The following is a 25,509-nucleotide window of genomic DNA, read 5'->3' as shown; positions in this document are numbered from 1 at the left end:
TCTCATCAGCGGGCTTCACCGTCCGACCTATTTCGCTTGCTTGTATGACCACTTCCCGCTTCAATCTTTGGCCTTACGCCATCATTGCCACCTTCGTGTTGTTTGCCAGCTACATCGGCTACATGGTGCAGCAGGCTATGAGCACCAGCGTCGATCTGGTTAGCGCCGACTATTACCAGCAGGAGCTGGCCTACCAAAAGCGCATCGAGTCGGTGGCCCGCACGGCGGCCCTGCCGGCGCCAGTAGAGGTAGACTACGAGCAAGCGGCGCAGCGCCTGACGCTAAAATTGCCCCCCAGCCTCGCCGGCCAAGCCGTGCAGGGCACCGTGCACTTCTTCCGCCCCTCCGACCAAAAGCTGGATTTCAATCTCCCCTTTGCCCCCACCGGCGAGCCAGCCCAACAGCAGCTGAATACCAGCAAGCTACAGCCCGGCTACTGGCGCCTGCGCATCGATTTTACGGCCGGTAGCCAGCAGTATTACGTCGAACAAGAGCTTTCCATCTGATCAAGTTCAGACCTAACAATTCACGATTTCACCCCTCATAAGCAGATTTCAAGGTCTGCGTTAATATCACACCATGCTCTGGGCAGGCTTTCTATTTGGGCTTTTGGGTAGCTTCCACTGCGTGGGCATGTGCGGCGCAATTGCGCTGGCGCTGCCCGGCGCAAGTGGCCCCACCTGGCGCTACGTAGCCGGGCGGGTGCTTTACAACCTGGGTCGCGTGACAACTTACGCCTCGCTCGGGGCGGTAGCGGGCTTGCTGGGCCGGGGCCTGCAACTGGCCGGCTGGCAGCAAAGCCTGTCGCTGTTATCTGGGGGGCTTATTTTGGTACTGGTGGTGGCACCGGAGCGTTGGCTGAGCCGGGCCGCGGCTTTCCTCAAACTGGATGGCGTGCTGGCCCGGGTAAAAAGTCAGTTGGTGTATTATTACCAGCAACCCTCGCTTAGCGCCCTCTATATCACGGGGTTACTCAATGGCTTGCTGCCCTGCGGCATGGTGTATTTGGCCCTGGCCGGCGCACTGAGCGTGCCCGGTGCAGCGGGCGCGGCCACCTATATGGCCTTGTTCGGACTGGGCACGCTGCCGCTTATGCTGGCGCTTTCCTTATCCGGGCAATTGGTGCCCAGCGTATGGCGCGGCCGTATGCGGCGGGCAGTCCCGGTAATGGCCACCTGCCTGGCCCTCTTGTTTATTGTGCGCGGACTGAGTTTAGGCATTCCTTACCTGAGTCCGCAGCTAAATGGCACGGCCAGAGTCACCACGAGAGGCGCCATGCAGCAGCCGGCCACAGTTCACTATTGCCACGGGCCAGCTGCAGTTGCGGAAATCAAGCCTACTCCTTCTTCCAAATAACTCCGGTTTATTCTTCCTTCTTAACGCGTTGTTGCCATGCAAACCATTCTCGTGCCCATCGATTTCTCGGCTGCGTCCGAAAACGCGCTGGTTTATGCCAACAAGCTGGCCCTCCATCTCCCGGCCGAAATCGTGCTGGTGCACTCCAGCCCCGGCGCAACGCTTACTCCGGAGCGGAGAGTAGCCCTGCTCAGTCGTTTGCAAGCCTTGGCCGAACGTCTGCGCTACCAGCACCTCACGCGCCAGAGTGGCCGCCGCATCCACTACCATTTTCATATGGCCACCGCCTCCCTCGCCGATAGCTTGGAAGTGCTGGTGGGTGGGTATCACGCCAGCCTTGTGGTAACGGGCTTGTCGCTAATGGATTGCGCTACGGCCACGGCGGCCGGCAACCCAATTACGCTGCTGCCGGAGCACGTCAGCTGTCCGGTACTCATCGTGCCGCCGGGCCGCCACGAGCTGGCTAGTCAGGTGGTGGTTTCCGGTGACTTTTCTCGCCTTCATGCTAGCCAGTTGACGCCGCTTGCCTCCTTGGCCCGCTCCGCCGATGCGCATTTTGATCTGGTGCAGTTTCACCCACCTACCACTACCGGGCTGGTGCCTCTGAAGAAAGCCTTAATGACCGCGCGCGCAACCTTGTCTAATGCCACCGTGCATTTGCTCCAGGAAGAAGATGCCTTAGAAGACATTAGCGAGTTCTGCGCCCAGCAAAAAGCGCAATTGTTGGTGTTAGCCACTGTCGACGGCTGCCTGACTCGCCGGTTTTTCAACCCACACTACATCAAAACGGACGCCTACCACCTGCACATTCCGGTATTGTTGCTCCCCACCAGCACACTTCCCACCAAAGCCTGCTGCGACCAGTGCTCCCTGCGGCAGGCTGCCGAAAACCGGTTGGCCGCCCGTATTTCCACCGTCACTTTCTAAGCTTTATATACCTAAGAATATATCTTACCTCTCCGCTTATGCTCACCGAAACCACTTCCTCCACCGACACCATGAATACCCGCGCTACCGTTGAGGCATGGATGCGCCACTTTCAGGATTGGCTTTGTCAGCAGCTAGAAACGGCTGATGGCGGCGCTTCTTTCCGGGAGGATAAGTGGGTGCATGAAGGGGGCGGCGGGGGCCGCACGCGGGTTATTGGCGACGGCGCTATTCTGGAAAAAGGCGGCGTAAACTTCTCGGCCGTGTGGGGAAAGATGAGCGAAACCGCCGCCCGTCAGCTCCTTATGCCCGACCCCAATTACTTCGCCACGGGCGTATCGGTGGTGCAGCACCCGCGCAGCCCCATGGTGCCCATCTCGCACATGAACGTGCGCTACTTTGAGGCCGGCAACGGCGAGGCCTGGTTTGGTGGCGGGCTGGATTTGACGCCGATTTATGTGGATGAAGCCCAGGCTCGCTGGTTTCACGCGCAGATTCTGGAGGCGTGCGACCAACATAACCCATCCTACTATCCGCGCTTCAAGCAGTGGGCCGATGAGTACTTCTACTTGCCTCATCGCCAGGAAACCCGGGGCGTGGGGGGCATTTTCTTCGACCGCTTAACGGTTGGCAAAGACGGATCATTCGACGAGTTATTCGCCTTCGTGCAGGCCGTGGGTGAAGTGTATGGCCGCACCTATTCCGAGCTTATGCGGCGCAACGCCGCATTGCCCTTCGGCGAGGCCGAAAAGCAGTGGCAGCTAGTGCGCCGCGGGCGCTACGCGGAGTTCAACCTAGCCATCGACCGCGGCACCAAATTCGGCCTGGAAACCGGCGGGCGCACGGAGTCTATTCTGATGAGCTTGCCGCCCTTGGCCGCTTGGCATTACGACTATCAAATCGCGCCCGGCTCGGCTGAAGCGGCAACACAGGAGTGGCTCCGGCAGGGAATCAATTGGGTGTAGACCCTAATTAGCACGACCATTCAGCGCAGTGCTGCCACTATCCTTTAGTCTAGAAGCAGCTTCATTCTTAACCTCCACGCAGACTTCAGCACCAACGCCCTACGATGAATCTCAAACCCTTACTTCCTGGCTTGGCCCTGGTGCTGGCCGCCTGTGGCGATGTCAAAAATCCCAATGGCATGCCCGACGAGCCTACCAGCAGCGCCCCAGTCAAGGTGGTAACGGCCAACCCACCCAAGCCTGACTCAGCCGCAGCCAAAACTGAAAACCCCGTAATGCCCGCCGACACGGCTATGACGGGTGCCTGGCTGCTGCTCGATGGTGCTCTCAGAAGCCATGATGCGCAGGTGCTCAACCAATTATTGGATCCAGAGTACGGCCTCTGGATTCTGGAGCAAAACGGGAGTGTGCCGCTCGTAACGCGGGTGGCGGATAGCGAACAGTTTCGCGACCAGCAGCAACGACCGCTTTTTGCGCTGGATAAGAAACTCATGACGTGTGCTGCGCCACAAACGGTAGCCGCACTGCCCACGCCGAACTGTCCGGGGGGCAAATTTACCCGCGAAGGCTGCTTCGCCGGACCTTCTACTGCGTTTCGTGCGCTGGATTTCTGGGCGCGGGCATCGCTAAAAGGCGGCAACCGCAATCAGGGCCAGGCGGCACAGGGGCGCACCGTTCGCTCGGTACTACAGACGAGCACTGGCTACCAATTTCACTTCGCTAAATCGGCGGGGGCGGGTGGCCGCTGGCGCCTGATTTTTATTGATTTGCGCGGCGCTTGTCCGTCGTAGCTCTTGGCCGGGGGGCTTTTTTATGCTAACCCAGCTTTGAGATTATAGCAAAAAGGGTTGCTGGAGTAGGACCGTTTGGTCTTTACTCCAGCAACCCCTTTTGCTGTTGCTGATTAGGCGCTAAGCTCCAGCCTCAACGAGTTCGTCTTCCAGGGCAAAAAGCTCCGTGAGCATTGCCACCAGCTGGTCGGCTTCGCCGCGCTGGCAGGCGGCTTTTAGCTGCAACACGGGCAGCTTCATAAACTTCTGAGTCAGGGACTTGGTGGCGGCGTCGAGGCGGGATGCTTCTTCGGTGCTTATATTCTTCTTGAAGCGGTTTACCTCCTGTTGGCGCAGCTGCTCCAACGTGGTTTTCAGCTTTTGAATAACCGGCGACACCTGCAAATTGCGGCTCCACTCGTGCAGTTCCGCCATGCATTCGGCAATGATTTCGCGCACGTGGGGCACGGCCGCCACCCGGCGGGCTAGGGCCTCGGAAGCCTTGTTCTGGATAGCATCAATATTGTACACCAGCACGCCCGGCACCTGCTCGGCGGCGGCGGCAATGCTGCGCGGCACCGACAGATCAATAAAGAACTTGGGGCTTAGGATGGTTAGTCCGGCCAGCAGCTCTTGGGTGAAAAACGGCGAGGGAGTAGCAATGGCTGAAATAACGATGTCAGCCTCCTGTAAGCCCTGCGTGAGGTGGGCAAAATCAAGTACCTGCAACCCACATTCGGTAGCTAGCGCCTGGGCTGTAGCTGGGGTACGGTTGCAAATAGTTACTTCCGCGAAGCGCTTGCTCTTGCCAAAATGACGGCAGATATCGGCCCCAATCTCGCCCAAACCCACAATAAGAACTCGGGGCTGAGGGATATTAGCTGTCAATTCCTGCACCAGTTCCAATGTAGCATATGACGTGGAAGCGGCGCCGTCGCGAAAGGCGGTTTCCTGTTGCACACGCTTGTTCGCAGCAAATACAGTGTGTAGCAGTCGATGTAAAAATGGTCCCGCGACATCGGCTTCCGCCGAGCGCTGATAGGCTCTTTTCACTTGGCTGCTGATCTGCATATCGCCCACCACCTGCGCATCGAGGCCCAAGGCTACTTCAAACAGATGCTGCACAGCGGCGGCCGCCGAAGTGAATACGGTGAAGTGCTCATAGTAGCGGCTGGCATCCATTTCCTTCAACTCGCCCAGAGCTTGCACAATGGCGGCGCTGTGGTCGGTATCGGCAGTATAGTATACCTCGGTGCGGTTGCAGGTGCTGAGCACCAGCACGTCCGTCAGGCCTAGGTAGTTATGCAGCTGGTGCAGCAAGCGGCTGCACGTTGCCTCATCCAGCGTCAGTAGCTCGCGAATGGCCAGGGGGCTTTTTTGTAAGAGAGACTGACGGCCTTGAAGGATTGTTTCATAGAGTATTGCCGGAACGGAGGATGCAGCATAAAGTACGTGTGAACAACTCCAATCTGCTGCTTATACGATACTTGGGGAGTGAGCAGATTGCAGGCTCAAAGTTTCGCTTTGCCGCCGGCACTTTCTATGACTTTACTCAGGGACAACGATGATTGCCGTCATATCAGCGCGGCTGAAGTAGCCCGTATTTTTGAGGCAGTAGTTAGAGCTACATGAGTTAACACTCTGACTTTTGCTCTTTTCACCGCCCAATGCATTTTCGCCTCCTTTCCCTGACGTCTGCTCTTTTCTTTTTTCTGCTACAATGCGGCAGCCGGCAGCAAGCCGTGACCAACACGGCAGCCAGTATAGCTAGTATTGTTCCCTTTTTGCCCCCCACCGAAACGCCCGTAGGTGAACTCATTCTGGCGCTGCTCGATACTACCGCTGCGGGCCCAATTGCCGCGGATGAACACCTCGGATTGCAGGTCGGGGCTCATGTACGGGCATTTTACGGCGCTGCCCCGCAGCCTGCCTGGACGCAGCCCAACGACAGCATCACTACGGAGGCCAAGGAAGTGCTGGCGTTATTTGGCCAAGCTCGCACCTATGGGCTCCGACCCGAAAATTACGCCGCGGCCCAACTGCAAGCCTTGCGCGATTCGCTACGCCGCCCTTCTCCTTCAAAACCGCAGCAACGGGCGCGCTTCGATGTCTATCTGAGCGACGCCGTGTTGCGCTTCATGCTCGATCTGCACCGTGGTCGGCTGCGCACGTACGCCGTTTCTCCGCAGGAGCAAGCCGCCAGGCAGATTTTTCAGCCAGCCCACATATTGCGGGAAAGCTTGGCGGGGGGCAAATTACAGGCTGGTGTGTTAGCGTGTCAGCCCCGCAACCGGGAGTATCGGCAGCTGCAACGGGCGCTGGCGCAATGGCTCAGCACACCGGTTCCGGCCGACTCGGTTGTGCAGTATGAAACGCGGTACGAGCAGGTGGCCCTGAATCTGGAGCGCTGGCGGCAAGAAGCTATTTCGGATTCGGAATATTTGCTCATAAACCTGCCCGCGTACCGGCTTGAGCTGGTGAGCGGCGACAGTGTAGTGCGCCAGCACCGCGTGATTATTGGTAAGCCCGAAACTCCCTCACCTACCCTGAGCAGCACCATCGACCACTTTACCCTGGCCCCCGACTGGCACGTGCCCCGCTCCATTGCTACCAAAGAAATTCTGCCCATTCTGAAAAAAGACGTGGGCTACTTGGCGCGCAATAACTTCGCCGTGTACGACGCGCGCGGCCGCCAACTTGATCCGTACCAAATCAACTGGCAGCAGGTATCGGCCAAAAGCTTTGCCTACACTATTCGGCAGTCTGCAGGGTGCGATAACGCCTTGGGCAACATCGTGTTTCGGTTCAAGAATCCCTACTCCGTCTATCTGCACGATACGCCCGTGCGCCAAGCGTTTACCTATCCGATGCGGGCGCTCAGCCATGGCTGCATTCGGCTCCAGAATCCGATGCAGCTGGCTACTTATTTATTAGAGCGTGGGGGGCAATTCAGGCGGCTACCAACCGAGGAGGAGTGCGCCCTCCAGTCGAAGCCACAGCAAGTTCGTCTCGCCAAGTCCATGCCGCTGCACGTGCGCTATTTCACCTGCGCCGCCGAGAATGGCCAACTCCGCTTCTACCCCGATATATACCAGCGCGACAAGGCGCTCAGCCGCGCGCTTGCAGCCGTGGCGCGCCAGTCGTAGCAGCTCTCTAACTGCATGATTTAAAACAGGTTGTTCTATGATTAAAATCATGGCTGCGAGCGGGCGCTTTTCCGAATTTTGTGGTGTTGCCGGGCCGCGCTAGCTGGATTCACGCCCAAAAAAGCCCCCCGCGCGTGTTTTCAGCACTTATGCGGTTGCCCCGGTAAGTAATTGCATGTTTGGTCCTTGCTGCGCCGCGCTGGCAACCTTCTTTCCGACCTGATAACCAACCTTCTGCTGCTATGAACAAGCCATTCATGTATCCCGCGCATCAGTCCACGTATCCGTCGGGGGCGCGCCCAAGCCGCGCGCACGCAGGGTCGCGCGGCCGGTCACGCTATGTCCCTTCCTATGGCGTTTCAGACCATCGCGAGGTAAATCACCAACTCAACGACACAGTGACGGAACTGGCGGGAATAGCCCGAAACATAAATATCCGGGATTCTTATGCTGGTTCATTCTAAGAGCTAGTACTAAGCAAACAGCACGGCCCCGAAGCATATGCTTCGGGGCCGTGCTGTTTGAATGTAGTGCAATTATCGGCTTCCTGCGCCGGGCTACAGAAGGCTACATAAACCGACTCATTATACTTCCCATGCTGGACAGGCCCTGCCCAACCCGGTGGGATTCACGCTGGGCGGGCAGCACAAGCACCGGAACCGGGCTGTGCAAAATCATTTCTCCTGTTACGCTGCTACGAAATAGCCTTTCCAGGAATCGGTGCTGGCGCGCAATCATCACCAGTATATCGGCCCGCTGCTCCGCCACCGCCTGCAAGATGCCATCGCCGGCATCGGCATGACACACGTGGCAGGGGTGCACCTGCGGAAGGTCGCGGGTGAGGCCGGTACGCTCCACCGTCTGGATTGCCTGCCTGGTGGTGTGGCGGGTGGCGGATTCGGTGATGTGAACCACCGTAAGATCAATCTGCAAGGCGTTGAATAAGTCACGGATGGGGGCCGCATGCTCACTCAGCTCAAACCCGTCGCCATCGGCGGCGAGCACTATCCGCTTTGGCACCCCAACCGACTGCATATGCGGAGGAACAATGAGCAGTGGATAGGGACTCATTTTCAGCAGGTTAAGCGCGGTAGTTGTCACTAGCTCGTCGGGGGTATTTTCATCGGGAGGGCGACTGAGCACAATCATTATCGGATTATGCTGCTTCGTGCTCTCCAGCACGGCTTCTTCCACGCGGCCCGAAGCTACTTCTGCCTCAGCAAACACGGGCAGGTCGCGGATTAAATGGTCTAAGGCCAAATCAGTGTCTTCCTTCGACTGGACAGCCACCTCACCCGTCAGCAGTTCCGGGTCGAGCAGGGAGGTGCGCTCAACGTGCAATAGCACCAACCGGGCGCCGAGCGGCTGCGCAATAGCCGTTGCAAGGGCCAAGGCGCGGTTGGCACCTGCAAAAAAATCGGTCAGGACGAGGATGGCAGGCTTCATAATCGTGTAAGGCTTTGTTGGACAATCAAATGTTGCATGCCGCCGGAGAATAAGCCATGTGGCAAATCATGATCAGCCATGATATTTATCAGCTTTAGGAGGCCGCAAGCTCCGCTTTTGCAAGTGTTGGGGGCTTTTTCAAGTTTGCTTTGAGCCCGCCGTGGGTGATCCGTCGATACAAAGGCCCGAACTGTCGATTGTGTGCTATGGCAGAAGGGGGAGCGAACGAAATTCGATCATCCATTCAGCATCTCCTTCCCCGACAGCAACATCATGGAAAGAAAGAACTTCCTCAAAAGCTTATTAGTAGGCGCCATCTCTACTCCTGCGCTGCTCAGCGCCTGCGGCAAAGAATCAGATTCGATTACGCCCTCAACCGGCGGGACGGGCACGGGCACCGGCACCGGTTCGAGCAGTTGCGCCGTGGCACCTACCGAAACTGAGGGCCCATTTCCTACCAAAGCGCCCGCCTCGTATGTGCGCAGCGACATCACAGATGGCAAAGCTGGCCATAAAATGACCGCCAAGATTACCATCACCAACACCAACAATAGCTGCGCAGCCCTGGCCGGCGCTTTGGTCGATATCTGGCACTGCGACGCGGAGGGGAACTACTCCGAGTACGGCGGCAGCGGTATGCAATCGACGAACTATACCAACGTGCACTTTTTGCGGGGCCGCCAAACCACCGATGCCAACGGACAAGTAACGTTTACCAGCATCTTTCCGGGTTGGTACAACGGACGGGCCACGCACATTCATGTGCACGTGTACGCCGCCAACGGCACGTCGATGAAGGTCACGCAGATTGCCTTCCCCGAGGGGAGTGGGTCGGCGGTAGCGGCGGTAAACGGCTACGGCAAGGGTTTGAATGGCTACACTTACAATAGCAGCGACAACGTGTTCAGCGACGGCGTGACGCAGGAACTAGCCACCGTAACGGGCAGCACCACGGCTGGCTTCGAGTTGTCTATCACCTTCGGGGTCGCTGCCTAAGGGGAATCGAAATTTGCCCCCCGGCGCGACAAATGAGCTTTTGTAACGGTATAGTTTTCACTGCATGTCTACCCGCACCATTACCCTGTGCTACCGTAAAATCATGGATGCCAACGCCAGCCGGCCGTGGGAGAAAATGGTGTTTGACGATACCTACACGGAGTTTCGGATGCAGGCGCAGCTGTTCAATCAGGAGCAGAAATATCGCTCGTTTGGCGAGCTGCTCCACTATGCGCCTGGCGCCAATCAGCTTCACTTTCTAGTAAGCGCGGCGGTGCGGGGCTATGTGCAGCAGCTCAATGGCTTGGTGCCCGACGTGCTCGACAACCTGGGCCGGCATTTCCTGAAGTTCAGCCAGTTTCAGTTCGAGATTATCAACTCGGACCTCTTCGACAAAGCCCGGCATCAAGTAGCTATAAACTTCTACTCGGACCCGCTGGTATGGCACGATACGATTGGTACGCAGCTACTGGTATCGGAGGCGGCAGGTGCGGGGGGCGAAATGCTGACAAATCAGCTGGCGCTGCCGCCTTTTCTGTCCATTTATTCCTTGCAAACGCGCGACTAATAGGATGAAGCAGACTCCTGGCAAGATCTTCCTTAGCGACCAGCGTGGCGTAGCCGAAACGCACCAATACCGGCGCTACAGCACCTTGCAGTTTGGCGCCTATGTGCACCAAGACAAGCAAGCATTCGGCAACCTACAGGCCGTGAATGAAGAAACGCTGGGTGGTGGCCAGCAAGTAACCCTGCAGGTTACGGAAGCGGCCCATGTACTCATCATTCCGGTAACCGGCGCTGTCAGGGCGGGGCTACTTCCGGGAACTTCGGCCCTAACCCACGTGGAAGAAATGCACCTGCTGACGGTGCCGGCGGGCAGCACCCTGTACTTTGCCAACCCCTACGACACCGAGCTAATTACGTTCCTGCACCTCTGGATACGAGTACCCCAGACGGCCGCCGGCGCTCTGAACCGCCTATTTACCTTCAACTGCCAGGATCATCCAAATCTGCTGGTGGAGGTAAAACAGGTAGTTCCTGCTCAGTCAGCAGATGAGCCGGGCATGTCGCTGCCGTTTAAGGTAAGTATAGGCCGATTTGCGGGTCGACGGGAGACGCTGTGCACCTTGAAAAAGCCTTCGTCGCAGGTCTTCTTTTTTGTACTGGCGGGAGCGTTTGAGGTGGAAGGCCGGCTGTTGCATGAGAAAGACGGCTTGGCCTTGTGGGATACGCAGGAAGTAGAGTTGGAAGCCCTGAGCAATGAGGCTGTGCTAGTGGCTATCGAGTTGGAGGCCAGCTGATCCGGTACGCTCACTTGGTGGTTTCGTGAGCGCAATTTTGCCCCCCAGCCTCAAAAAATCCTCAGCAAACCTCTGTACTTTGAACACGTTTATTCCTCCTTTGCCGCTTGTCACGAAGCCAAGCGGCGAATCCATGTATTCACCGCAACCAGTCTGGATGGCCTTTTTTACACCGCGTCAGGCACAGTCTTGGTTGCTACATGCCGTCATTTGGGTGTTGTTGGGCGTATTATTTTTTACCCAACCGGCTGGTCGATTGTCGGGGGCACCCTATTACCTGCTTCAAACGACTCTGTTCATTGCGTCGCTGAGCATCTTCTATCTCAATATCAACTGGGCCGTACCCCGACTATTGTACCACCGCCGCGTGCTGCTCTACATCGGGTTTGTGGTAGTAATTGTTCTTGGCATAGTAGCAGCCCACCGCCGCCTTCAGACCTATTTAGAAACTTTGGCGGGCATACCACGCCGAGAAATGCCCCCCCGGTTTGGATCCGGCCCCGCGACCGTGGGCCGGGTGGTCCGATAAGGCAGCAATCGGGAATAGTAGGCTGGGTCAATCCGGCAGTAGTGCTGTCTACGCTGTTGGTGGTGGGGCTGGGCACCAGTGTGGCGGCCGTGCAGCGCGGGCAGCGTGAAGCCCAGCTGCGCCAAGCACTGGAGCAGGAAAAGGTGTCCACAGAACTCTCCTGGCTAAAGGCGCAGATCAATCCGCACTTCTTTTTTAACACGCTCAATAATATCTACTCCCTCACGCTGCTGGATGGAGAACGGGCGCGCGAGGCCATTCACCGCCTCTCGCGTATGATGCGGTACGTGCTCTATGATACCCAGCATGGCACCGCTCAACTCAGTCAGGAAGTGCAGTTTTTGCAGGATTACATTGACCTCATGCAGCTGCGCCTGACCGATAACGTCCGCATTGAATTCACGATTCCTCACCCGCTGCAGGAGGCGTCCATTGCCCCCCTGATTCTGCTCACCTTCGTGGAAAACGCGTTTAAGCATGGCGTGAGCACTGTGGCTTCCAGCCGCATCCATATTGCCATGCAACAACCCACGCCGGATACGCTGGAAGTTACCGTGCAGAATAGCGTATTTTCGGATCGGCCGGTGGCCCTGGATGAAAACAGCGGTATTGGGCTGACAAACACCCGTCGGCGGCTCGAATTACTATACCCGGGCCGCTACACGCTGACCGTGACCGAGCAAACGCCCGAGCATGAGTATCGGGTGCACCTTACGCTGCGCCTCCGCTAACCTCCCCGCTATGACGCTCACCTGCATTGCTGTCGACGACGAACCCCTGGCCCTCAAACTGGTTACTCACTTTATCGAGCAAACGCCGTTTTTGCAGCTTGTGGGCACTTATAGCAGTGCGGTGGCGGCGCTACGGGGCTTGCAACAGCAACCCACGCCGGTCGACTTGCTCTTTCTGGATATTCAGATGCCTGACCTGAATGGGCTGGAACTGGCTCGCGTGCTGGACCGGGGACCGGGCGGCAACGGACCGCGGGTGGTGTTTACCACCGCGTTCAATCACTATGCGCTGGAGGGCTACAAGGTAGATGCGCTGGATTACCTGCTGAAGCCCTTCACCTACGAGGAATTTTTGCGGGCTGCCCAAAAAGCACAAACCTACGCCGCCCTCAAGCAGTCGGCTACTTCCTCCGTTCCGAATGCCCCGTCCGTACCGGCGCCAGCGGCGGCGGTGGAGGAAGATTACTTATATCTGAAAGTTGAATATCAGCTGGTGCGGGTTCCCTATCAGGATATTCTGTACGTGGAGGGCCTGAAGGACTACGTGAAAGTACACCGCCGCAGTGAGGCCCGGCCGCTGTTGTCGCTGCTGAGCCTGAAGGCCCTGGAAGAGCGGTTACCGGCGCGGCAGTTCATGCGTATCCACCGCTCGTATATCGTGGGGCTGCAGCATATTACCGCTATTGGGCGCGGCACGGTGCAGATCGGGGCGGAAACAATCCCCGTCAGCGACGGGTACCGTGAGGCCTTCGACCAGTTTATCAGTCGGTGGAAATAATTGAGCAGCATACTTCTCTATTACCCCCCAGCAACTGATCAAACAGTGGTTGGGGGGCTTTTTTAAAGCGTTGATTAGTGAGTATTTGTTAGGGCTCTCAGTCACTATTACGAAAACTGACGTCATGCGCTGGCTTCGAGGCGGTCAGCAGGTGGCTCTGATGCTTAAAACTTGCCTGAAACACTTGCTCATACCATATGCTTCTATACTACGCTGCCAGTGGTGCGTATAAGACTCTGTACATCTGATTATTCGCTTTGCCAACTCCTACCCTTCTTTTCTACATTCTGCTGGGGATCAACCTAGTGCTGGTGGCGTGGCTGCTGTGGCGCTATTTGCAGGAGCGCCGCTACAGACGCCTGCCCTACGTAGCCCCGGCCGTGCGCGACTGGGAACAGCACCAACCCGACCCAGCGTCGCCGTTGCGCCACCGCATTGCGCTGGTTGGCGACTTAGGTGCCGTAGCCACCGACGGCCGCGACCCAGTATTGAATCTGCTGCATGGTTGGCTGGAGGAAGCTGGCGAGAATAGCACTGTGGTTATACTGGGCGATAATGTGTACCCAACGGGTTTGCCAGCCGAAACCTCCAGCGGCCGGGCGGCAGCTGAGCGACGCCTAGATATTCAGCTCGATGCCTTGCGCTACCCTGGTCGGGTGGTGTTTTTGAGCGGCAACCACGATTGGAACAAGGGCCGCAGCGACGGTTTCCAATACCTGCTGCGCCAAGAGGCCTACGTGCGCGAACACTTGCCCGGAGCCCAATATTTGCCCCCCGGCGGCTGCCCCGACCCCGTAACCGTGCAACTCGCCGACAACCTGTTGCTCGTGGTGCTGAATACGCAATGGTGGGTGCAGCACGGCACGCGCCCGCTGGGAGCGGCCTATGGCTGCAAGGCCACGGATAGCCGCATGCCCTTTCAGCAATTACAGCTGCTACTGGAAGCCAACCGCCACCAGCAGATTGTGGTGGCCGGTCATCACCCGCTCTACTCAAATGCCATGCACGGGGGGCAATTCACGACCAAGCAGCACGTATTTCCGCTCACGGCCGTGCACAAGCGAGCGTATGTGCCCCTGCCGGGGGTTGGCTCCCTGTTTCCGATGTATCGGCGGGTGGTAGGCGCGGAGGAGGATATGGCCCACCCGCGCTATCGCAAGATGCGCCGCCGTCTGCTGCGCGTGCTGCATCAGTTCCCGAACATCATCTACGCCGCCGGCCACGACCACAACCTGCAATACTTTGCTTACAAGAATGGTCACTACTTAGTTAGTGGCTCGGGCAGCAAAACGGCGTACGTGGGCAAGGGCGGCAAAGCTACCTTCACCCACGAGCACAAGGGGTTCTTTACGCTCGACTTCTATGAGAATGGGGAAGCTTGGCTACGTACGCTGGAGCCCGGCAACGCCGACGGCACCGAGCGCGCGCTCGAACCATTTCGGCGGCGCCTACTAAGCGGACTGGGGGGCATTTCTGGTGTGGTGTCTACGTCAGCGCGGGCGTCAGCACCTGCAAGCTCCGCGGATTAATCTTCACTTCAACGGGCGTATCCAACTCCAGAGGTTCACCGTCTACCTGCACCAGTACGCGCGGCTGTCCTGGCACTTGAATGCTGGCGCGGCGGCAGCGCAATCGGCGAGTGTACACGGAGGTATCGAAGGCGTCGGTGTAGAGATGATACAGAATGCCTAGGGATGCCGTGGCCGGAAATGGCTCAATCAGGCACAGCTCAAACTCACCGTCGTCGAGGTGGCTATCGGGGTTAATTACCACGTTGCTGCCGAAGGTAGTGGCGTTGGCAATGGTGAGCATAAACGCCGGCCCTTCAAACTGCTCGCGGTCAGTTTCGATACGATAGGTAACCGGCTCGTAGCTCAAGTATTCCTGCAGGGCAATCCGAATATAAGCGCCTGGCCCACGCGTGTCACCATTGCAGAAGCGCTCTACGACCAGCGCATTAAAGCCCAAATCAGCGAGGTGAACTGAGAAATTGCCGCCTACATGCAGGGTGTCGAGAGCGCGTAGCTTGTGCTGCCAAATTACGTCCAGCGCGCCGTCCATATCCTGCGGAATGCCTAGGTCTTTGGACAATCCATTTCCGGAACCCAGAGGCAGAATTCCCAACGGAATTTTGCCCCCAGCAGCGCCTCGCCCACCAAGTTCACGGTACCATCGCCACCAGCGGCAAACACGGCATCATAAGTATTGGCAGCTAAATGAGCTTTGAGTTTGTCGAGGTCGTTTTCGCCGGATGTATGGAAAAATTCGGCTTGGCGTCCGCGCTGCGAGCAGAACTCCGTGATGGTGGTTTCTACGTTCTGCTTATCAATGTCGCCGGAAATCGGATTGAGGACAAACAGCAGCGAATGCAGGTGGGGAGTTGATTCAGCAGCCATTACAATAGTGTTTAAATAAAGAAGAAGGAGGAGACGTGAGGCGGATAATGAGTTTCCTAAACTCCGCCTTACATCTCCTCCTTTCTAGTTCAGAGTTAGGTGATTATTGCTTCAGTCCGCTGGGGACGCCGCTGGGGAAACGCTCCGTGATTTCCTTCTCCAGCACGCCCACGCGGTTGCCCGGATCGGGGTGTGTGCTCATGAACTCAGGGCCGCGGCTTTGGCCACCGCCCTGGGCCAGAATCTCCATTACCTGAATCATGGCGCGAGGGTCGTAGCCAGCGTCGGCGGTGTATTGTACCGCCAAGCGGTCCGATTCCAGCTCATCTTCACGCCCAAAGCGTAACGATACAACTTTGGCAATAGCCGCCGCTACGGCCGCTTTGCCAATGGAGCTACCAGGGCTATCGGGGTCGTAGGCGGCGATGGTAGCAGCCCCGGCCAAGCCTTGCGTCAGCTGCGATTTGGCTAGCTGCTCGGCAGAGTGACGGCCAATCACGTGACCAATCTCGTGGGCTAGCACGCCGGCCACCTGCCCTTCCGTCTTCATGTTTTTCAACAAGCCGGCCGTGATAAATACTTGGCCGCCAGGCAAGGCAAACGCGTTGATAGTCTGCTCATCGGCCAGCAGATGAAAATCGAATTTGTAGGGCGATTGGTCGGCTTTGGACGACTGCACCAGCGCGGCACCGATGCGCTTTACGGCCGCGCTAGCCTGCTGATCGGGGTGCAGGCCGCCGTATTGCTGGGCCATTTGGGGAGCGGCCTGCAAACCGAGCGCAATTTCCTGCTCCGTGGTCATGTTCACGTGCTGCACTTCACCGGTCACGGGGTTCGTCTGGCGGTTACAGTAATAGGTCACAAAAGAAAAGGCTGCGACGGCCAGGGCAATCAAATAACGAAGGCTTCCTCTCATGGTAGTAGGGAGAATTAAGGGAGGGAAAAGGCGACTTTAAAGTGGGCCGCCGGGCTTCTAACGCGCACTCCGCAGTAGGGTTGCTTGCAGCGAGGCACCCTATTTGCGATGTTTAGCGTATCAGGCGCAAAACTGGTCCGCAACCGGTTCCTGTTGTTCAGTTGTACTCCCTAATCTCCCTCTCTTATGAATCAGAAACGCACCTTCGGCGCCATCCTTACCATCCTGGGTATCATCGGCATTATTTACGCTGCCCTAGGCTTCTTGGGCATAGCTGGCGTGAATCTTAGCAAGATTAACAGCCTAGTGCCTTTTATCGTAGGCCTTATCTTCTTCTTCGCGGGCATTAACCTAGTGAAAACCACCAGCGACCGAGCCTAAGCGAAAGACTACTTTCTAAGAGTAAAGCTTCATAAAAAAGCCCCCAGAACTAGTTCTGGGAGGCTTTTTAGTAGAATAACTCATCAACTAGTTTAATCCTTTCACTTGAGCGAAAGCCTGCAGAGCGGGATCTAATTCAAGCCAGTCGGAATCGTAGCGGACACCGGAAGGTGCGTGCGCAAACAATACAGTGCCATCCTTTATAGTGCGAATAATGGCGCTGCTTTCTTTCATGGGCAGTGCGGGGCAGCCTTGGCTTCGCCCTAGACGCCCGTGGCGCTGCACAAATTCTTCGCACACATAGTCAGCGCCATGTACTACCACGGCTCGGCTGGCCGCATTCGTGTTATAGTTCGGGTCTACGCCCCGCAAGCGTAAGGACAAGCCGTGCTTTCCGGTGTACGTATGACTCGTCACGTAAAAGCCCAAGCTGCTCATCTCCGAGCCCACCCGATTGGAGAAGGCTTGCGCGAACTCCTCGCCCGTGTTTATGCCGTGGGCAACGAGCGTATGATGAACCACCCGTGACTTCTGTAAATCAATGACCCATAGGCGCTTCAACCGACTGGAGCGATTGAAGTCGATAATAGTAAGCGTGTTTTTGGCCGGATTAGCCAAGCCGCGCTTTTGAAGCTGGTAATAGCCCATCAGCGCCTGCCGATACACATCGAGGGGAAGTCCGGATGCTGGGAGGCCAGCTAAAGCGTACGTATGCAGTGTATGCTGCTCAAAAGCCGCTAAGTAGATAGCCCGCCGATTTTCGCTCAAAGCTGATTCCGCCGTGTTGTCGGCGGCAGGATTGTCTTTGGCGGCAGGAATTGCTTTTGGGGGACAAAAGAGAGATAAGAGACTAAAGGAGAGGCAAGCGAAGGCAGTCGGTGTGCGCATTGTCGGCTGGAGCTTTTGTTGCGGAAATAGGGTAAAACAAGGCTTAGGCAAACTTCGGGCCTTTCAATCTTAACACCATAAGTCAGAAATTATTGCGTAAAGCACTTATAAACCACCTTATGGATACGAAGGACTAGGATATCAAATAGTAAAAAAAAGCGTATTGTTCTTAGTAGCACGAAGCTGAAAGCTTGCTTTCCATAATAGTCAAGCCCTAAAAAGGATCAGATTGCTACTACAAAATTTGGTGAAATACAACACAACTTTCAATTATTTTCTCTGTATTATACAATATAATTAGCCCAGCGTTATAAAATTCTTGCATCCTCCGCTCCTCTCACCTACTGCAACGGGTCCGCTTGGGTAAGCAGATCTATAGTTTACTCTTGTCATACAGCTACTTATGACAACGTTTAGCGCTTTATCCAGACAACTACATTGTGAGTTACGGCCATTGATGCACACCGCTGAGATTCCGCCTCACATTCAGCAGCAGCTACTAGCTCGCCTGACATTGTTTCTGCTTTTTACTTCTCGGCAGCCTCCTGCTACCCTTAGCGTTCGCGTGCCCCAACCTTTGGAAGGGGCCGAACTGACGCTTTACTACAGCAATGGCCAGCAGATTACCCTGCTTACGCGTCATATTCGGACCATTGCTCCCGCGACCGAAAAATTGTATGACACAATGATGACTTTACAGCAGCGTGGTCAGCAATTAATGCAAAAAGCGTGTCATAGCTGGGAAATAGGTAGGGTATTTAATGCCTACTGTAATCATAGTGCTTGACACGTCTGATTTCGGAGTATTACCGTGGCTTTTTAAAGAGCCAGCATAGTTTGTTTGATTCAACATTGTTGCTTGTCTACTTTCAGCAACAAAGAAAGGTCAGGAGCTATATAAGAGAAACTTCAAGCTCATGAGCGTAAAATAATTATATTCTTAAATAACGCCTTTAATAAGCTGGCCTATTTGTTGTTTATGCAGAAATTATCCTTAATTTTATGCATTAAATTGTCTTTTACTAATCAATATTAAGGAAATTTGATACTCATATTTAGTCAGCATTTCACTCACAAAATGAACTTTATGGCCTGTATGAGTAGAAATTTAGTATAACTAAAGGTTAATTTCAGGATATTACGCAGCGGTTGGCCTACACCCAACTGTTGATCCTTACTCTGGTTCTAACTTCTACTTTCTGTTTCTACCCAAATTTTCTTCTGAATTCGCTTACCCAGTACGCTTACCAGTACCTCGCCCCGCTCCCTGCTTCCGCCTTTGCATTTCTCTTATTCATGTCTTCCTTGCCGCACTTAATCGCGCGTGCTACGGCTGCCTATTACCGACAGGCCCGTGAGCTTTATCCTACTGAAACTGATTTTAACGACTGGCTCAACACGCTGGACGCAGATAACCGTCGCCGGTATAAGCAGCAAGGCCTCGACATGACTTGCCTGCTGCCTCAGTTTCAGCTTTTTTGCCTGGAGCGGCGTGGTATCTATCTACGCGAATTTATGGCAGCTCGCCTCACCTCAGACCAGCTCGAGTATTGGGAGCAGGAGAAGGCCATTTCCGATTTTAAGCCATCTGCCCCCTCCACCGACTTATTCTAGCCAACCTATCATCTTCCATTCGGTTTCTAACAAGTAGCTTAGCGGCATAGCGTCGAGACTCAGCCCGTTAATGGCCGACCTACTGCTTACCCTTTGCGCTTGTTAGCTTATGCACCTACTTCGTTTTTTCGCGGCCGGAGCGGCCATTTTACTCATAACTGCTTGTGGGCATGCCCTACCCAAGATGGAGGGCTTTGATGATGCAGCGTGGCGCAGCGACCCTTACGCCTGCCTGAATAAGCGAGCCGCGCAGTTGCCTGCATTGAACCGCTACCGAGACCAGCTCTATGGCGCGCGCATTGCCAGTATCGACAAGCTTCTTGGCCGCCCCGATGAGGAGGAGTTGAGTGCTCAGACCGAGAAGACTTATTACTATTATGTGGAGCCCGGCACGCAATGCGAACCAAGCCATCGGCGCTCTACGGCCAACAAACTTACTCTGCGCTTCGGCCCGTTGGGGGTAGTAACCGAAGTTCTGTATGAACGCCCCTTAGCAGTGCCGACATTATAGAGTAGCGCAAAAGCATTTTCAGAGCAGTAAATCATAATTCCAACCATAAAAAAGCCCCCGGAAGCGACTCCGGGGGCTTTTTTATGGTTGAAAAGATTATTCTTCAGGTGGAACTTAAAGCAGTTTATCCTAATCCGCCTTCGTGCGCGTCGTTCTTAGTAGGCTGATCTGGCTGCAGGTTTTGCTCGGCGCGGAATACGCTTAATTGCGAGGGCGTCAGGATACGGCTACACTCTGCTTCGTACTGCGCCTCCAGCTCGGCGGCTTTTTGCCGACGCTGCTCGGCATCCGTGTATTCGTACTCAATCTCATCCAGACGGGCGAGCTTGATCTGATTGACGGAGCGCAACCGAATATACTGCGCTTCATTCAGACGAAGATTGCTACTCATATCACGGGTAAGGTCATCTACACGAGCCAAAGAAGGCATTAAGCTCCCCGGACGCTCAGCATAAACATCACGCTTTTGGGCAGCGGCAGAACCGCAAAAACAACCTAGAATAAGTGCGAGTAAAACTATTGATTTCATAGAAAGGGAACGAGAACGTAAGTGGTAGGCTATATCGGGAAACTAACGCTGTAACGAGTGGACAATAAACAGGTTTTGTTTGCCCTGTCTTACATATAGTACAAATATATATGCTATTAGTATAACTAACAAAAGATTTTAAAATATTTTCTGTGTTGGGTCCAATCCACTTCATCTATAAACTGCGTATCTCAAGCGTTTGCTAATTGTGGCCACACAAAAAAGCCCCCAGAATGATTCTGGGGGCTTTTTTATATGTCTATTTGAATAGCTAGCAGCTACTCAATTCCTTTCATGGGCTTATGATCAGGGCTCTTAAAGTACTGCATGGCAATAAGCGAGACGATCATACCGCCCATTGCGCCTTGAAGCACAATAGCCAAGAAAGCGATGGTTACAGATAAGTCGAACCCAAAAAGATCCTGCGCTTGGGTTTGCTCCATAAAATCCCGTTTGATGGAGGAATAGATAATAAAGAACAGGCCAAAAGCGACGGAGGCAACAAGCGCCGTAACGATGCCTGTACCAAAGCCTTGCAGATAGGGTAGTTTATCGCCCTTCTCGCGCTTAAGCCTAGCAATAGCTACACAGGCTCCTACGGCCAGAATCCCAGCATTCAGGAAGCTGTATTCAATGCGAACAAAGCCTAGCAAATTCGCGATCAGGAAATAGGCCATCATCGCAACGCCCGTAAACAGACCTACGCGAACTCCATTGTTTTCGGCGGTTAATCGAAACGCACCCATACAGGTAAGGGGAAAAGGTGAAAAGGTGAATCAGTGAGGTAGAGGAACTGCTTGGGCAGCCATAACTGTTAGTTACCCGCCTAAGATTAGCATTTCCAATTGCTTTTTATACTCTTTTATCCGGCGGGATGTTGTGCAAGCCAACTTTTTTTTTGGCTTGTGACACCTTAGGGGGCTTTTTTCAGAGCCAAATTATTGAGTATGAGCACTACACTGTCTTCGCCTGATTGTCTATTTTGACGTTGGTAATAAGCCAGACAGCGTATGCGCAGGGCATTTTGCGTACTTTTGCGCGCCGAATTGTCCTTATTCCAAGGTTGGCACCAACGATTTTTCGTTTTCAGCATCTACACCTCTATGATTAGTACCTCCAATGTAAGTCTGCGCTACGGTAAGCGCATATTGTTTGAAGATGTGACCATTAAGTTCATGCCCGGCAACGTGTATGGCCTCATTGGAGCCAATGGAGCTGGTAAATCCACGTTTCTAAAGATATTATCGGGCGAAATTGAGCCCAATACTGGCTCCGTGAATATGCCTGCCGGTGCCCGTCTTTCGGTGCTCCGCCAGGACCAGTTTGCTTACGATCAATATCCCGTTCTCCAAACCGTGATTATGGGCCACACGCGCCTGTGGAAGGTGATGGAGGAAAAAGATGCACTCTATGCTAAGGCCGACTTCTCCGACGCCGACGGCGAGCGGGCTGCCCAGTTAGAAGGCGAGTTTGCTGACTTGGAAGGTTGGAACGCTGAATACGAAGCGGCTGAATTGCTGTCGGGTCTGGGCATTGGCGAAGACAAGCACTACACCATGATGGCGGACCTCGGTGGTTCCGACAAAGTGCGGGTGCTGCTCGCGCAAGCTTTGTTTGGTAACCCCGATGTGTTGCTGCTCGACGAACCTACCAACGGCTTGGACGCCGAAACCGTGCTGTGGCTGGAAAACTTCCTTGATTCGTTTCAAAACACAGTGATTGTGGTTAGCCACGACCGCCACTTCCTCGACGCCGTGTGTAACTACATGGCCGACCTCGACTTCTCGAAGCTGACGATGTATCCTGGCAACTACTCCTTCTGGTATGAAAGCTCCCAGCTGGCCATGAAGCAGAAGCAGGACGCCAACAAAAAGACCGACGACAAGCGTAAAGAACTGGAAGAGTTCGTGCGCCGCTTCTCGGCCAACGCTAGTAAGAGCAAGCAGGCTACCTCACGCCAGAAGCTGCTGCAAAAGCTGACGCTGGAAGACATCAAGCCCAGCTCGCGGCGCTATCCTTACATCGCCTTCAAAGCGGAGCGTGAGGCCGGCAACCAGCTGCTGACAGTTGAGAACCTGAGCAAAAAGGTGGATGGTCAAACGGTATTCCGCAACGTTACCTTCTCGCTGGATAAGAAGGATAAAGTGGCCATTATCAGCCGCGACGACCGGGCGCCTTCCCTCCTCTTTGATATCCTGTTCGAGCAAATTCGGCCGGACACGGGCAACTTTAAGTGGGGCACCACGATTACGCCGTCTTACTTCCCACGCGAAAACCACGAGTTCTTCGATACCGACCTCAACCTGGTTGATTGGCTGCGGCAGTACTCTACGGAGAAGGATGAAAGCTTTATCCGAGGTTTCCTGGGCCGTATGCTGTTTTCGGGCGAAGAGTCGCTGAAGAAGTCGAACGTATTGAGCGGGGGCGAGAAAGTGCGCTGCATGCTCTCTAAAATGATGCTGGAGAGCGGCAACGTACTCGTACTCGACGACCCAACGAACCACTTGGATCTGGAAAGCATTACGGCGCTTAACAACAGCCTGCGCGATTACACTGGCTCGCTGCTGTTCGTATCGCACGACTTACAGTTTATTGAAACGATTGCCAATCGCATTATCGAGCTCACGCCCGACGGCATCATCGACCGTCGTATGAGCTACGAAGAATACCTGGCCGATGAGACCATTAAGGCTCAACGCCAACGCATGTACCAACTTGTGTCCTAAGCTCGTTGTAGCTATCTATGAAACGCATCCTGCTCCCGTGGGCCCTAGCTGGGGCCGCCTTATTGATGGCTCCTGCCGCTGCTTTAGCCCAAACTGATACGACGGCCCGGCCCGCGCCGGCCAAGCCACAGCTGAACACGGCTCCTCCAGCCGCACCAGTACCCGCCACACCTACGCCTACTCCACAAAAGGAGTATGAGGCGCGGCCAGCGGTGCCGGTGCCTGCGCCCCCGCCCGTGAACGAGCCCTTACCTACTCAGACAAGTCCAAATAGCAGCAGCCCATCGGGATTGGAGTTTCCAGAAGGCAGCCGTGCCTCGGAGCAGCCCAAGCCGTTGCGCAAGTACTTCCTGTACGCCAACTTTGGCCTTGGCTATAATGGCAGTTCAGCCTATGGCAGCCAGTTTAGTGCCAGCATAGCGCCTGCCATTGGCTACCGTATCAACGAGCGGCTGGCAGTGGGGCCGGGCATATCGTATGCTTTTAATAACTACTCTATCCCGGCTCAGTTCCGGGCGCCGGGTACACCTTCCAGCTATCAAACCAACAATATTGGCTTGAAAGGCTTTGCTCAATTCATCTTCTACAAAGACTTCTTTGTACACGGTGAGTATGAAGTAACGCGGGCGGAAGTGCTATTCCAGGATCAGAATACGGGCGTTATTTCTACCGGTAAGATTACCGTGAACACCCCGCTGGCAGGCGTAGGCTACCGCAGCCGATTCAGCGACCGGGCCGCCGCCGATATTGTGGTGCTCTACAACTTCAACGATGGCCTCGACGATATCTACGGGCAGCCTGTCATTCGCTTTAGCTTTCTGTTTGATTTGAAGTAACCACCCCCCCAGTAGGGCTGAAACGCAAAAGAGCCGCTGTTCCATCTGGAACAGCGGCTCTTCTCGTTTTTAGACTCTTTGATGCTTGAGCAGCACCTAACAGCTACTCACGCAGGGGCATTTAGACCGTGCCGCCCCGTACCAGACGCAGTACTACGGCAATGATGGCGATGACAAGCAAAATGTGAATCAAGTTGCCTAAGCCAAAGCTATTGAAGCCCAGGAAGCCGAGCAGCCAAATAATAACGAGGATGACGGCAATGATGTACAGGAGATTTCCCATGGTATTAGGGTTGAGGTGTAGGGTGAGGGAAAAACAATTTCGTCGGGAGCTAGTTGATTGTGGTTAGGAAACCAAGTAGCAAGCGATTTGCGGATTTGTACGCGACGCTTTTCAAAAAAGATATATCTCCATAGCGCAATTTATTTATTAGCGCTCTCATATATGGCATAAAAGTCCCTCTACGGGCTGCAATGCGCATTTATTAGTTGAGCTTATTTTTTTACGATTGTACATAATTGACCTTATCGTTCGCTAATAGCCTCGTCTGGGCGGGCCGCTGGGGGTTGTAGTTGGGGCTGGCTGCTTTTCAGATTAGTTTTGCGCGCCGGCCCGCCGGCCTTCACTTACATCTTCCCACCCACTTCTTTTTTGTATGCTCCACGTCGCCGTTATTGGCTCGGGTACTATGGGCAATGGCATTGCTCACGTTTTTGCCCAGCACGGATTTTCCGTTACGCTTATTGATATTTCGCAGCCGGCCCTGGATAAGGCCCTCGGTACTATTGGCAAAAACTTGGACCGGCAGGTGGCCAAAGGCGGCCTCAGCGAAGACGAAAAAACGGCCACCCTGGGCCGCATTACCACGCGCACCAGCATTGCGGAAGGTGTCACCAATGCGCAGCTCGTGGTTGAAGCAGCGACTGAAAACGTAGACCTGAAGCTGCAAATCTTCCGCGACCTCGACCTATACGCACCTGAGGGGCTATTTTGGCCTCCAATACGTCCTCTATCTCCATCACGCGCATTGCCGCCGCCACGAAGCGCGCCGAGCAGGTGATTGGCATGCACTTTATGAATCCGGTGCCGGTCATGAAGCTCGTGGAGGTTATTCGCGGCTACGCTACCTCCGATGCCGTGACCCAGCAGGTAATGGACATTTCGCGCCAGCTTGGCAAAACGCCCACGGAAGTAAACGACTATCCCGGTTTCGTGGCCAACCGCATTCTGATGCCCATGATTAATGAGGCGATTTATACCCTGTTTGAGGGCGTAGCCGGCGTGGAGGAAATCGACACCGTGATGAAATTGGGCATGGCCCACCCCATGGGCCCGTTGCAGCTCGCCGATTTTATTGGCCTGGATGTATGCCTCGCTATCCTGCGCGTACTGCACGATGGCCTGGGTAACCCCAAGTATGCCCCTTGCCCCCTGTTGGTGAATATGGTAATGGCCGGCCGCCTGGGCGTAAAGTCGGGCGAAGGCTTCTATACGCACACACCGGGCAGCAAAGACCTGGTAGTTGCTACTCGATTTCAGAAATAGTTTACGGCAAGAAAAAGCCCCCAGACTAGCCTGGGGGCTTTTTCTTGCCGTAAACTATTGGGAGCCATTGCGTTTTTGTCCGTGAAGCCGATACTGCACCTCACGCAAAGGCAGTTTCAAACCTTTCATGACTCTAATGTTGTTACTACGTAAGTAATGAGACTAAATGCCGTTGCCTTTTATTGAAAAAGCAGCGCAATTGGCTACCAACTAACCTAGAC

At 54.9% G+C, this 25,509-nt stretch carries 26 protein-coding genes and 3 pseudogenes; 20 read left to right on the top strand and 9 right to left on the bottom strand.

Features of this window, described 5'->3' with window-relative positions; genetic code table 11:
* Positions 1–44 precede the first annotated feature (44 nt).
* From G7064_RS01405 to G7064_RS01385, 5 genes are all read left to right on the top strand, one after another.
* Positions 45–506: a FixH family protein gene (locus G7064_RS01405; protein ID WP_133272954.1), complete on the top strand. Its 462-nt coding sequence runs from the start codon at positions 45–47 to the stop codon at positions 504–506.
* A 73-nt stretch (positions 507–579) separates the two neighbouring features.
* The gene (locus G7064_RS01400) at positions 580–1,356 is read left to right on the top strand and encodes a sulfite exporter TauE/SafE family protein (protein ID WP_166072146.1); all 777 of its coding nucleotides are present in this window, start codon (positions 580–582) and stop codon (positions 1,354–1,356) included.
* Positions 1,357–1,392: 36 nt separating this feature from the next.
* Positions 1,393–2,283, top strand: a complete 891-nt coding sequence (locus tag G7064_RS01395) for a universal stress protein (RefSeq protein ID WP_166072145.1) — start codon at positions 1,393–1,395, stop codon at positions 2,281–2,283.
* Between the two features lie 38 nt (positions 2,284–2,321).
* Positions 2,322–3,248, top strand: coding sequence for an oxygen-dependent coproporphyrinogen oxidase (gene hemF / locus G7064_RS01390; protein WP_166072144.1), 927 nt, complete (start codon positions 2,322–2,324; stop codon positions 3,246–3,248).
* 104 nt (positions 3,249–3,352) lie between these two features.
* The gene (locus G7064_RS01385; RefSeq protein WP_166072143.1) at positions 3,353–4,039 is read left to right on the top strand and encodes a hypothetical protein; all 687 of its coding nucleotides are present in this window, start codon (positions 3,353–3,355) and stop codon (positions 4,037–4,039) included.
* 120 nt (positions 4,040–4,159) lie between these two features.
* On the opposite strand, the pseudogene hemA reads toward G7064_RS01385, so the two are convergent.
* Positions 4,160–5,433, bottom strand: a pseudogene (gene hemA / locus G7064_RS01380) (glutamyl-tRNA reductase).
* A 252-nt stretch (positions 5,434–5,685) separates the two neighbouring features.
* On the opposite strand from hemA, the gene G7064_RS01375 reads away from it, so the two are divergent.
* On the top strand, positions 5,686–7,164 hold the full coding sequence (locus tag G7064_RS01375; protein ID WP_166072142.1) for a L,D-transpeptidase family protein: 1,479 nt from the start codon (positions 5,686–5,688) through the stop codon (positions 7,162–7,164).
* Positions 7,165–7,731: 567 nt separating this feature from the next.
* Here G7064_RS01375 and G7064_RS01370 read toward each other — a convergent pair.
* A complete protein-coding gene (locus G7064_RS01370) occupies positions 7,732–8,610 on the bottom strand; it encodes a universal stress protein (RefSeq protein ID WP_166072141.1) in 879 nt (292 codons plus the stop codon).
* 273 nt (positions 8,611–8,883) lie between these two features.
* Here G7064_RS01370 and G7064_RS01365 point away from each other — a divergent pair, with 273 nt between their 5' ends.
* From G7064_RS01365 to G7064_RS01340, 7 genes are all read left to right on the top strand, one after another.
* On the top strand, positions 8,884–9,606 hold the full coding sequence (locus tag G7064_RS01365) for an intradiol ring-cleavage dioxygenase (protein WP_166072140.1): 723 nt from the start codon (positions 8,884–8,886) through the stop codon (positions 9,604–9,606).
* 64 nt (positions 9,607–9,670) lie between these two features.
* Positions 9,671–10,174, top strand: coding sequence for a hypothetical protein (locus tag G7064_RS01360; protein WP_166072139.1), 504 nt, complete (start codon positions 9,671–9,673; stop codon positions 10,172–10,174).
* A gap of 4 nt (positions 10,175–10,178) precedes the next feature.
* Positions 10,179–10,907 carry a hypothetical protein gene (locus tag G7064_RS01355; protein ID WP_166072138.1) on the top strand — a complete coding sequence of 243 codons (729 nt, stop codon included), beginning with the start codon at positions 10,179–10,181 and terminating at the stop codon, positions 10,905–10,907.
* A 79-nt stretch (positions 10,908–10,986) separates the two neighbouring features.
* The gene (locus G7064_RS22085; RefSeq protein WP_240935653.1) at positions 10,987–11,436 is read left to right on the top strand and encodes a hypothetical protein; all 450 of its coding nucleotides are present in this window, start codon (positions 10,987–10,989) and stop codon (positions 11,434–11,436) included.
* A 41-nt stretch (positions 11,437–11,477) separates the two neighbouring features.
* Positions 11,478–12,167, top strand: coding sequence for a sensor histidine kinase (locus tag G7064_RS01350; protein WP_240935652.1), 690 nt, complete (start codon positions 11,478–11,480; stop codon positions 12,165–12,167).
* A 10-nt stretch (positions 12,168–12,177) separates the two neighbouring features.
* Positions 12,178–12,945, top strand: a complete 768-nt coding sequence (locus tag G7064_RS01345; RefSeq protein WP_166072136.1) for a LytR/AlgR family response regulator transcription factor — start codon at positions 12,178–12,180, stop codon at positions 12,943–12,945.
* 257 nt (positions 12,946–13,202) lie between these two features.
* On the top strand, positions 13,203–14,474 hold the full coding sequence (locus G7064_RS01340) for a metallophosphoesterase (RefSeq protein ID WP_166072135.1): 1,272 nt from the start codon (positions 13,203–13,205) through the stop codon (positions 14,472–14,474).
* Here G7064_RS01340 and G7064_RS22080 read toward each other — a convergent pair.
* The 3 genes and pseudogenes from G7064_RS22080 to G7064_RS01330 form a co-directional block, all read right to left on the bottom strand.
* Positions 14,431–15,006, bottom strand: coding sequence for a diacylglycerol/lipid kinase family protein (locus G7064_RS22080; protein ID WP_240935904.1), 576 nt, complete (start codon positions 15,004–15,006; stop codon positions 14,431–14,433). The genes G7064_RS01340 and G7064_RS22080 overlap by 44 nt on opposite strands.
* Positions 15,007–15,341: pseudogene (locus G7064_RS22075) on the bottom strand (diacylglycerol/lipid kinase family protein); the annotation flags it as partial.
* Positions 15,342–15,444: 103 nt separating this feature from the next.
* Entirely contained in the window at positions 15,445–16,257 is an 813-nt protein-coding gene (locus tag G7064_RS01330) for a M48 family metalloprotease (protein WP_166072134.1), read from the bottom strand.
* A 186-nt stretch (positions 16,258–16,443) separates the two neighbouring features.
* Between G7064_RS01330 and G7064_RS01325 the strand changes: the two genes are divergently transcribed.
* On the top strand, positions 16,444–16,638 hold the full coding sequence (locus tag G7064_RS01325) for a hypothetical protein (RefSeq protein WP_133272968.1): 195 nt from the start codon (positions 16,444–16,446) through the stop codon (positions 16,636–16,638).
* A gap of 87 nt (positions 16,639–16,725) precedes the next feature.
* Here G7064_RS01325 and G7064_RS01320 read toward each other — a convergent pair whose 3' ends face one another.
* Positions 16,726–17,526 (bottom strand): murein L,D-transpeptidase catalytic domain family protein, encoded by an 801-nt coding sequence (locus G7064_RS01320; RefSeq protein ID WP_166072133.1) that lies wholly within the window; start codon positions 17,524–17,526, stop codon positions 16,726–16,728.
* A gap of 454 nt (positions 17,527–17,980) precedes the next feature.
* Between G7064_RS01320 and G7064_RS01315 the strand changes: the two genes are divergently transcribed.
* The 3 genes from G7064_RS01315 to G7064_RS01305 all read left to right on the top strand — a co-directional run bounded on the left by G7064_RS01315 (position 17,981) and on the right by G7064_RS01305 (position 19,651).
* Positions 17,981–18,313 carry a hypothetical protein gene (locus tag G7064_RS01315; protein WP_166072132.1) on the top strand — a complete coding sequence of 111 codons (333 nt, stop codon included), beginning with the start codon at positions 17,981–17,983 and terminating at the stop codon, positions 18,311–18,313.
* Positions 18,314–18,822: 509 nt separating this feature from the next.
* Positions 18,823–19,140: a hypothetical protein gene (locus G7064_RS01310; RefSeq protein ID WP_166072131.1), complete on the top strand. Its 318-nt coding sequence runs from the start codon at positions 18,823–18,825 to the stop codon at positions 19,138–19,140.
* Positions 19,141–19,249: 109 nt separating this feature from the next.
* The gene (locus tag G7064_RS01305; protein WP_166072130.1) at positions 19,250–19,651 is read left to right on the top strand and encodes a hypothetical protein; all 402 of its coding nucleotides are present in this window, start codon (positions 19,250–19,252) and stop codon (positions 19,649–19,651) included.
* A 124-nt stretch (positions 19,652–19,775) separates the two neighbouring features.
* On the opposite strand, the gene G7064_RS01300 is transcribed toward G7064_RS01305, so the two are convergent.
* A complete protein-coding gene (locus G7064_RS01300; protein WP_166072129.1) occupies positions 19,776–20,042 on the bottom strand; it encodes a hypothetical protein in 267 nt (88 codons plus the stop codon).
* 416 nt (positions 20,043–20,458) lie between these two features.
* Positions 20,459–20,926: a DUF4199 domain-containing protein gene (locus tag G7064_RS01295; RefSeq protein WP_166072128.1), complete on the bottom strand. Its 468-nt coding sequence runs from the start codon at positions 20,924–20,926 to the stop codon at positions 20,459–20,461.
* 357 nt (positions 20,927–21,283) lie between these two features.
* On the opposite strand from G7064_RS01295, the gene G7064_RS01290 reads away from it, so the two are divergent.
* Together G7064_RS01290 and G7064_RS01285 are read left to right on the top strand one after the other, a co-directional pair.
* Positions 21,284–22,906 carry an ABC-F family ATP-binding cassette domain-containing protein gene (locus G7064_RS01290; protein WP_133272975.1) on the top strand — a complete coding sequence of 541 codons (1,623 nt, stop codon included), beginning with the start codon at positions 21,284–21,286 and terminating at the stop codon, positions 22,904–22,906.
* Between the two features lie 17 nt (positions 22,907–22,923).
* On the top strand, positions 22,924–23,742 hold the full coding sequence (locus G7064_RS01285) for a hypothetical protein (protein WP_166072127.1): 819 nt from the start codon (positions 22,924–22,926) through the stop codon (positions 23,740–23,742).
* Between the two features lie 121 nt (positions 23,743–23,863).
* On the opposite strand, the gene G7064_RS01280 is transcribed toward G7064_RS01285, so the two are convergent.
* Positions 23,864–24,025, bottom strand: coding sequence for a lmo0937 family membrane protein (locus G7064_RS01280; protein ID WP_133272977.1), 162 nt, complete (start codon positions 24,023–24,025; stop codon positions 23,864–23,866).
* A 373-nt stretch (positions 24,026–24,398) separates the two neighbouring features.
* Between G7064_RS01280 and G7064_RS01275 the strand changes: the two are divergent.
* A pseudogene (locus G7064_RS01275) lies at positions 24,399–25,288 on the top strand (3-hydroxybutyryl-CoA dehydrogenase).
* Positions 25,289–25,509 lie beyond the last annotated feature (221 nt).

It is taken from the genome of Hymenobacter sp. HDW8, assembly GCF_011305775.1.
GTDB classification, from domain to species: domain Bacteria; phylum Bacteroidota; class Bacteroidia; order Cytophagales; family Hymenobacteraceae; genus Hymenobacter; species Hymenobacter radiodurans.
The sequence above is the reverse complement of the archived record's forward strand: the minus strand, read 5'-3'. Positions and strand labels throughout refer to the sequence as shown.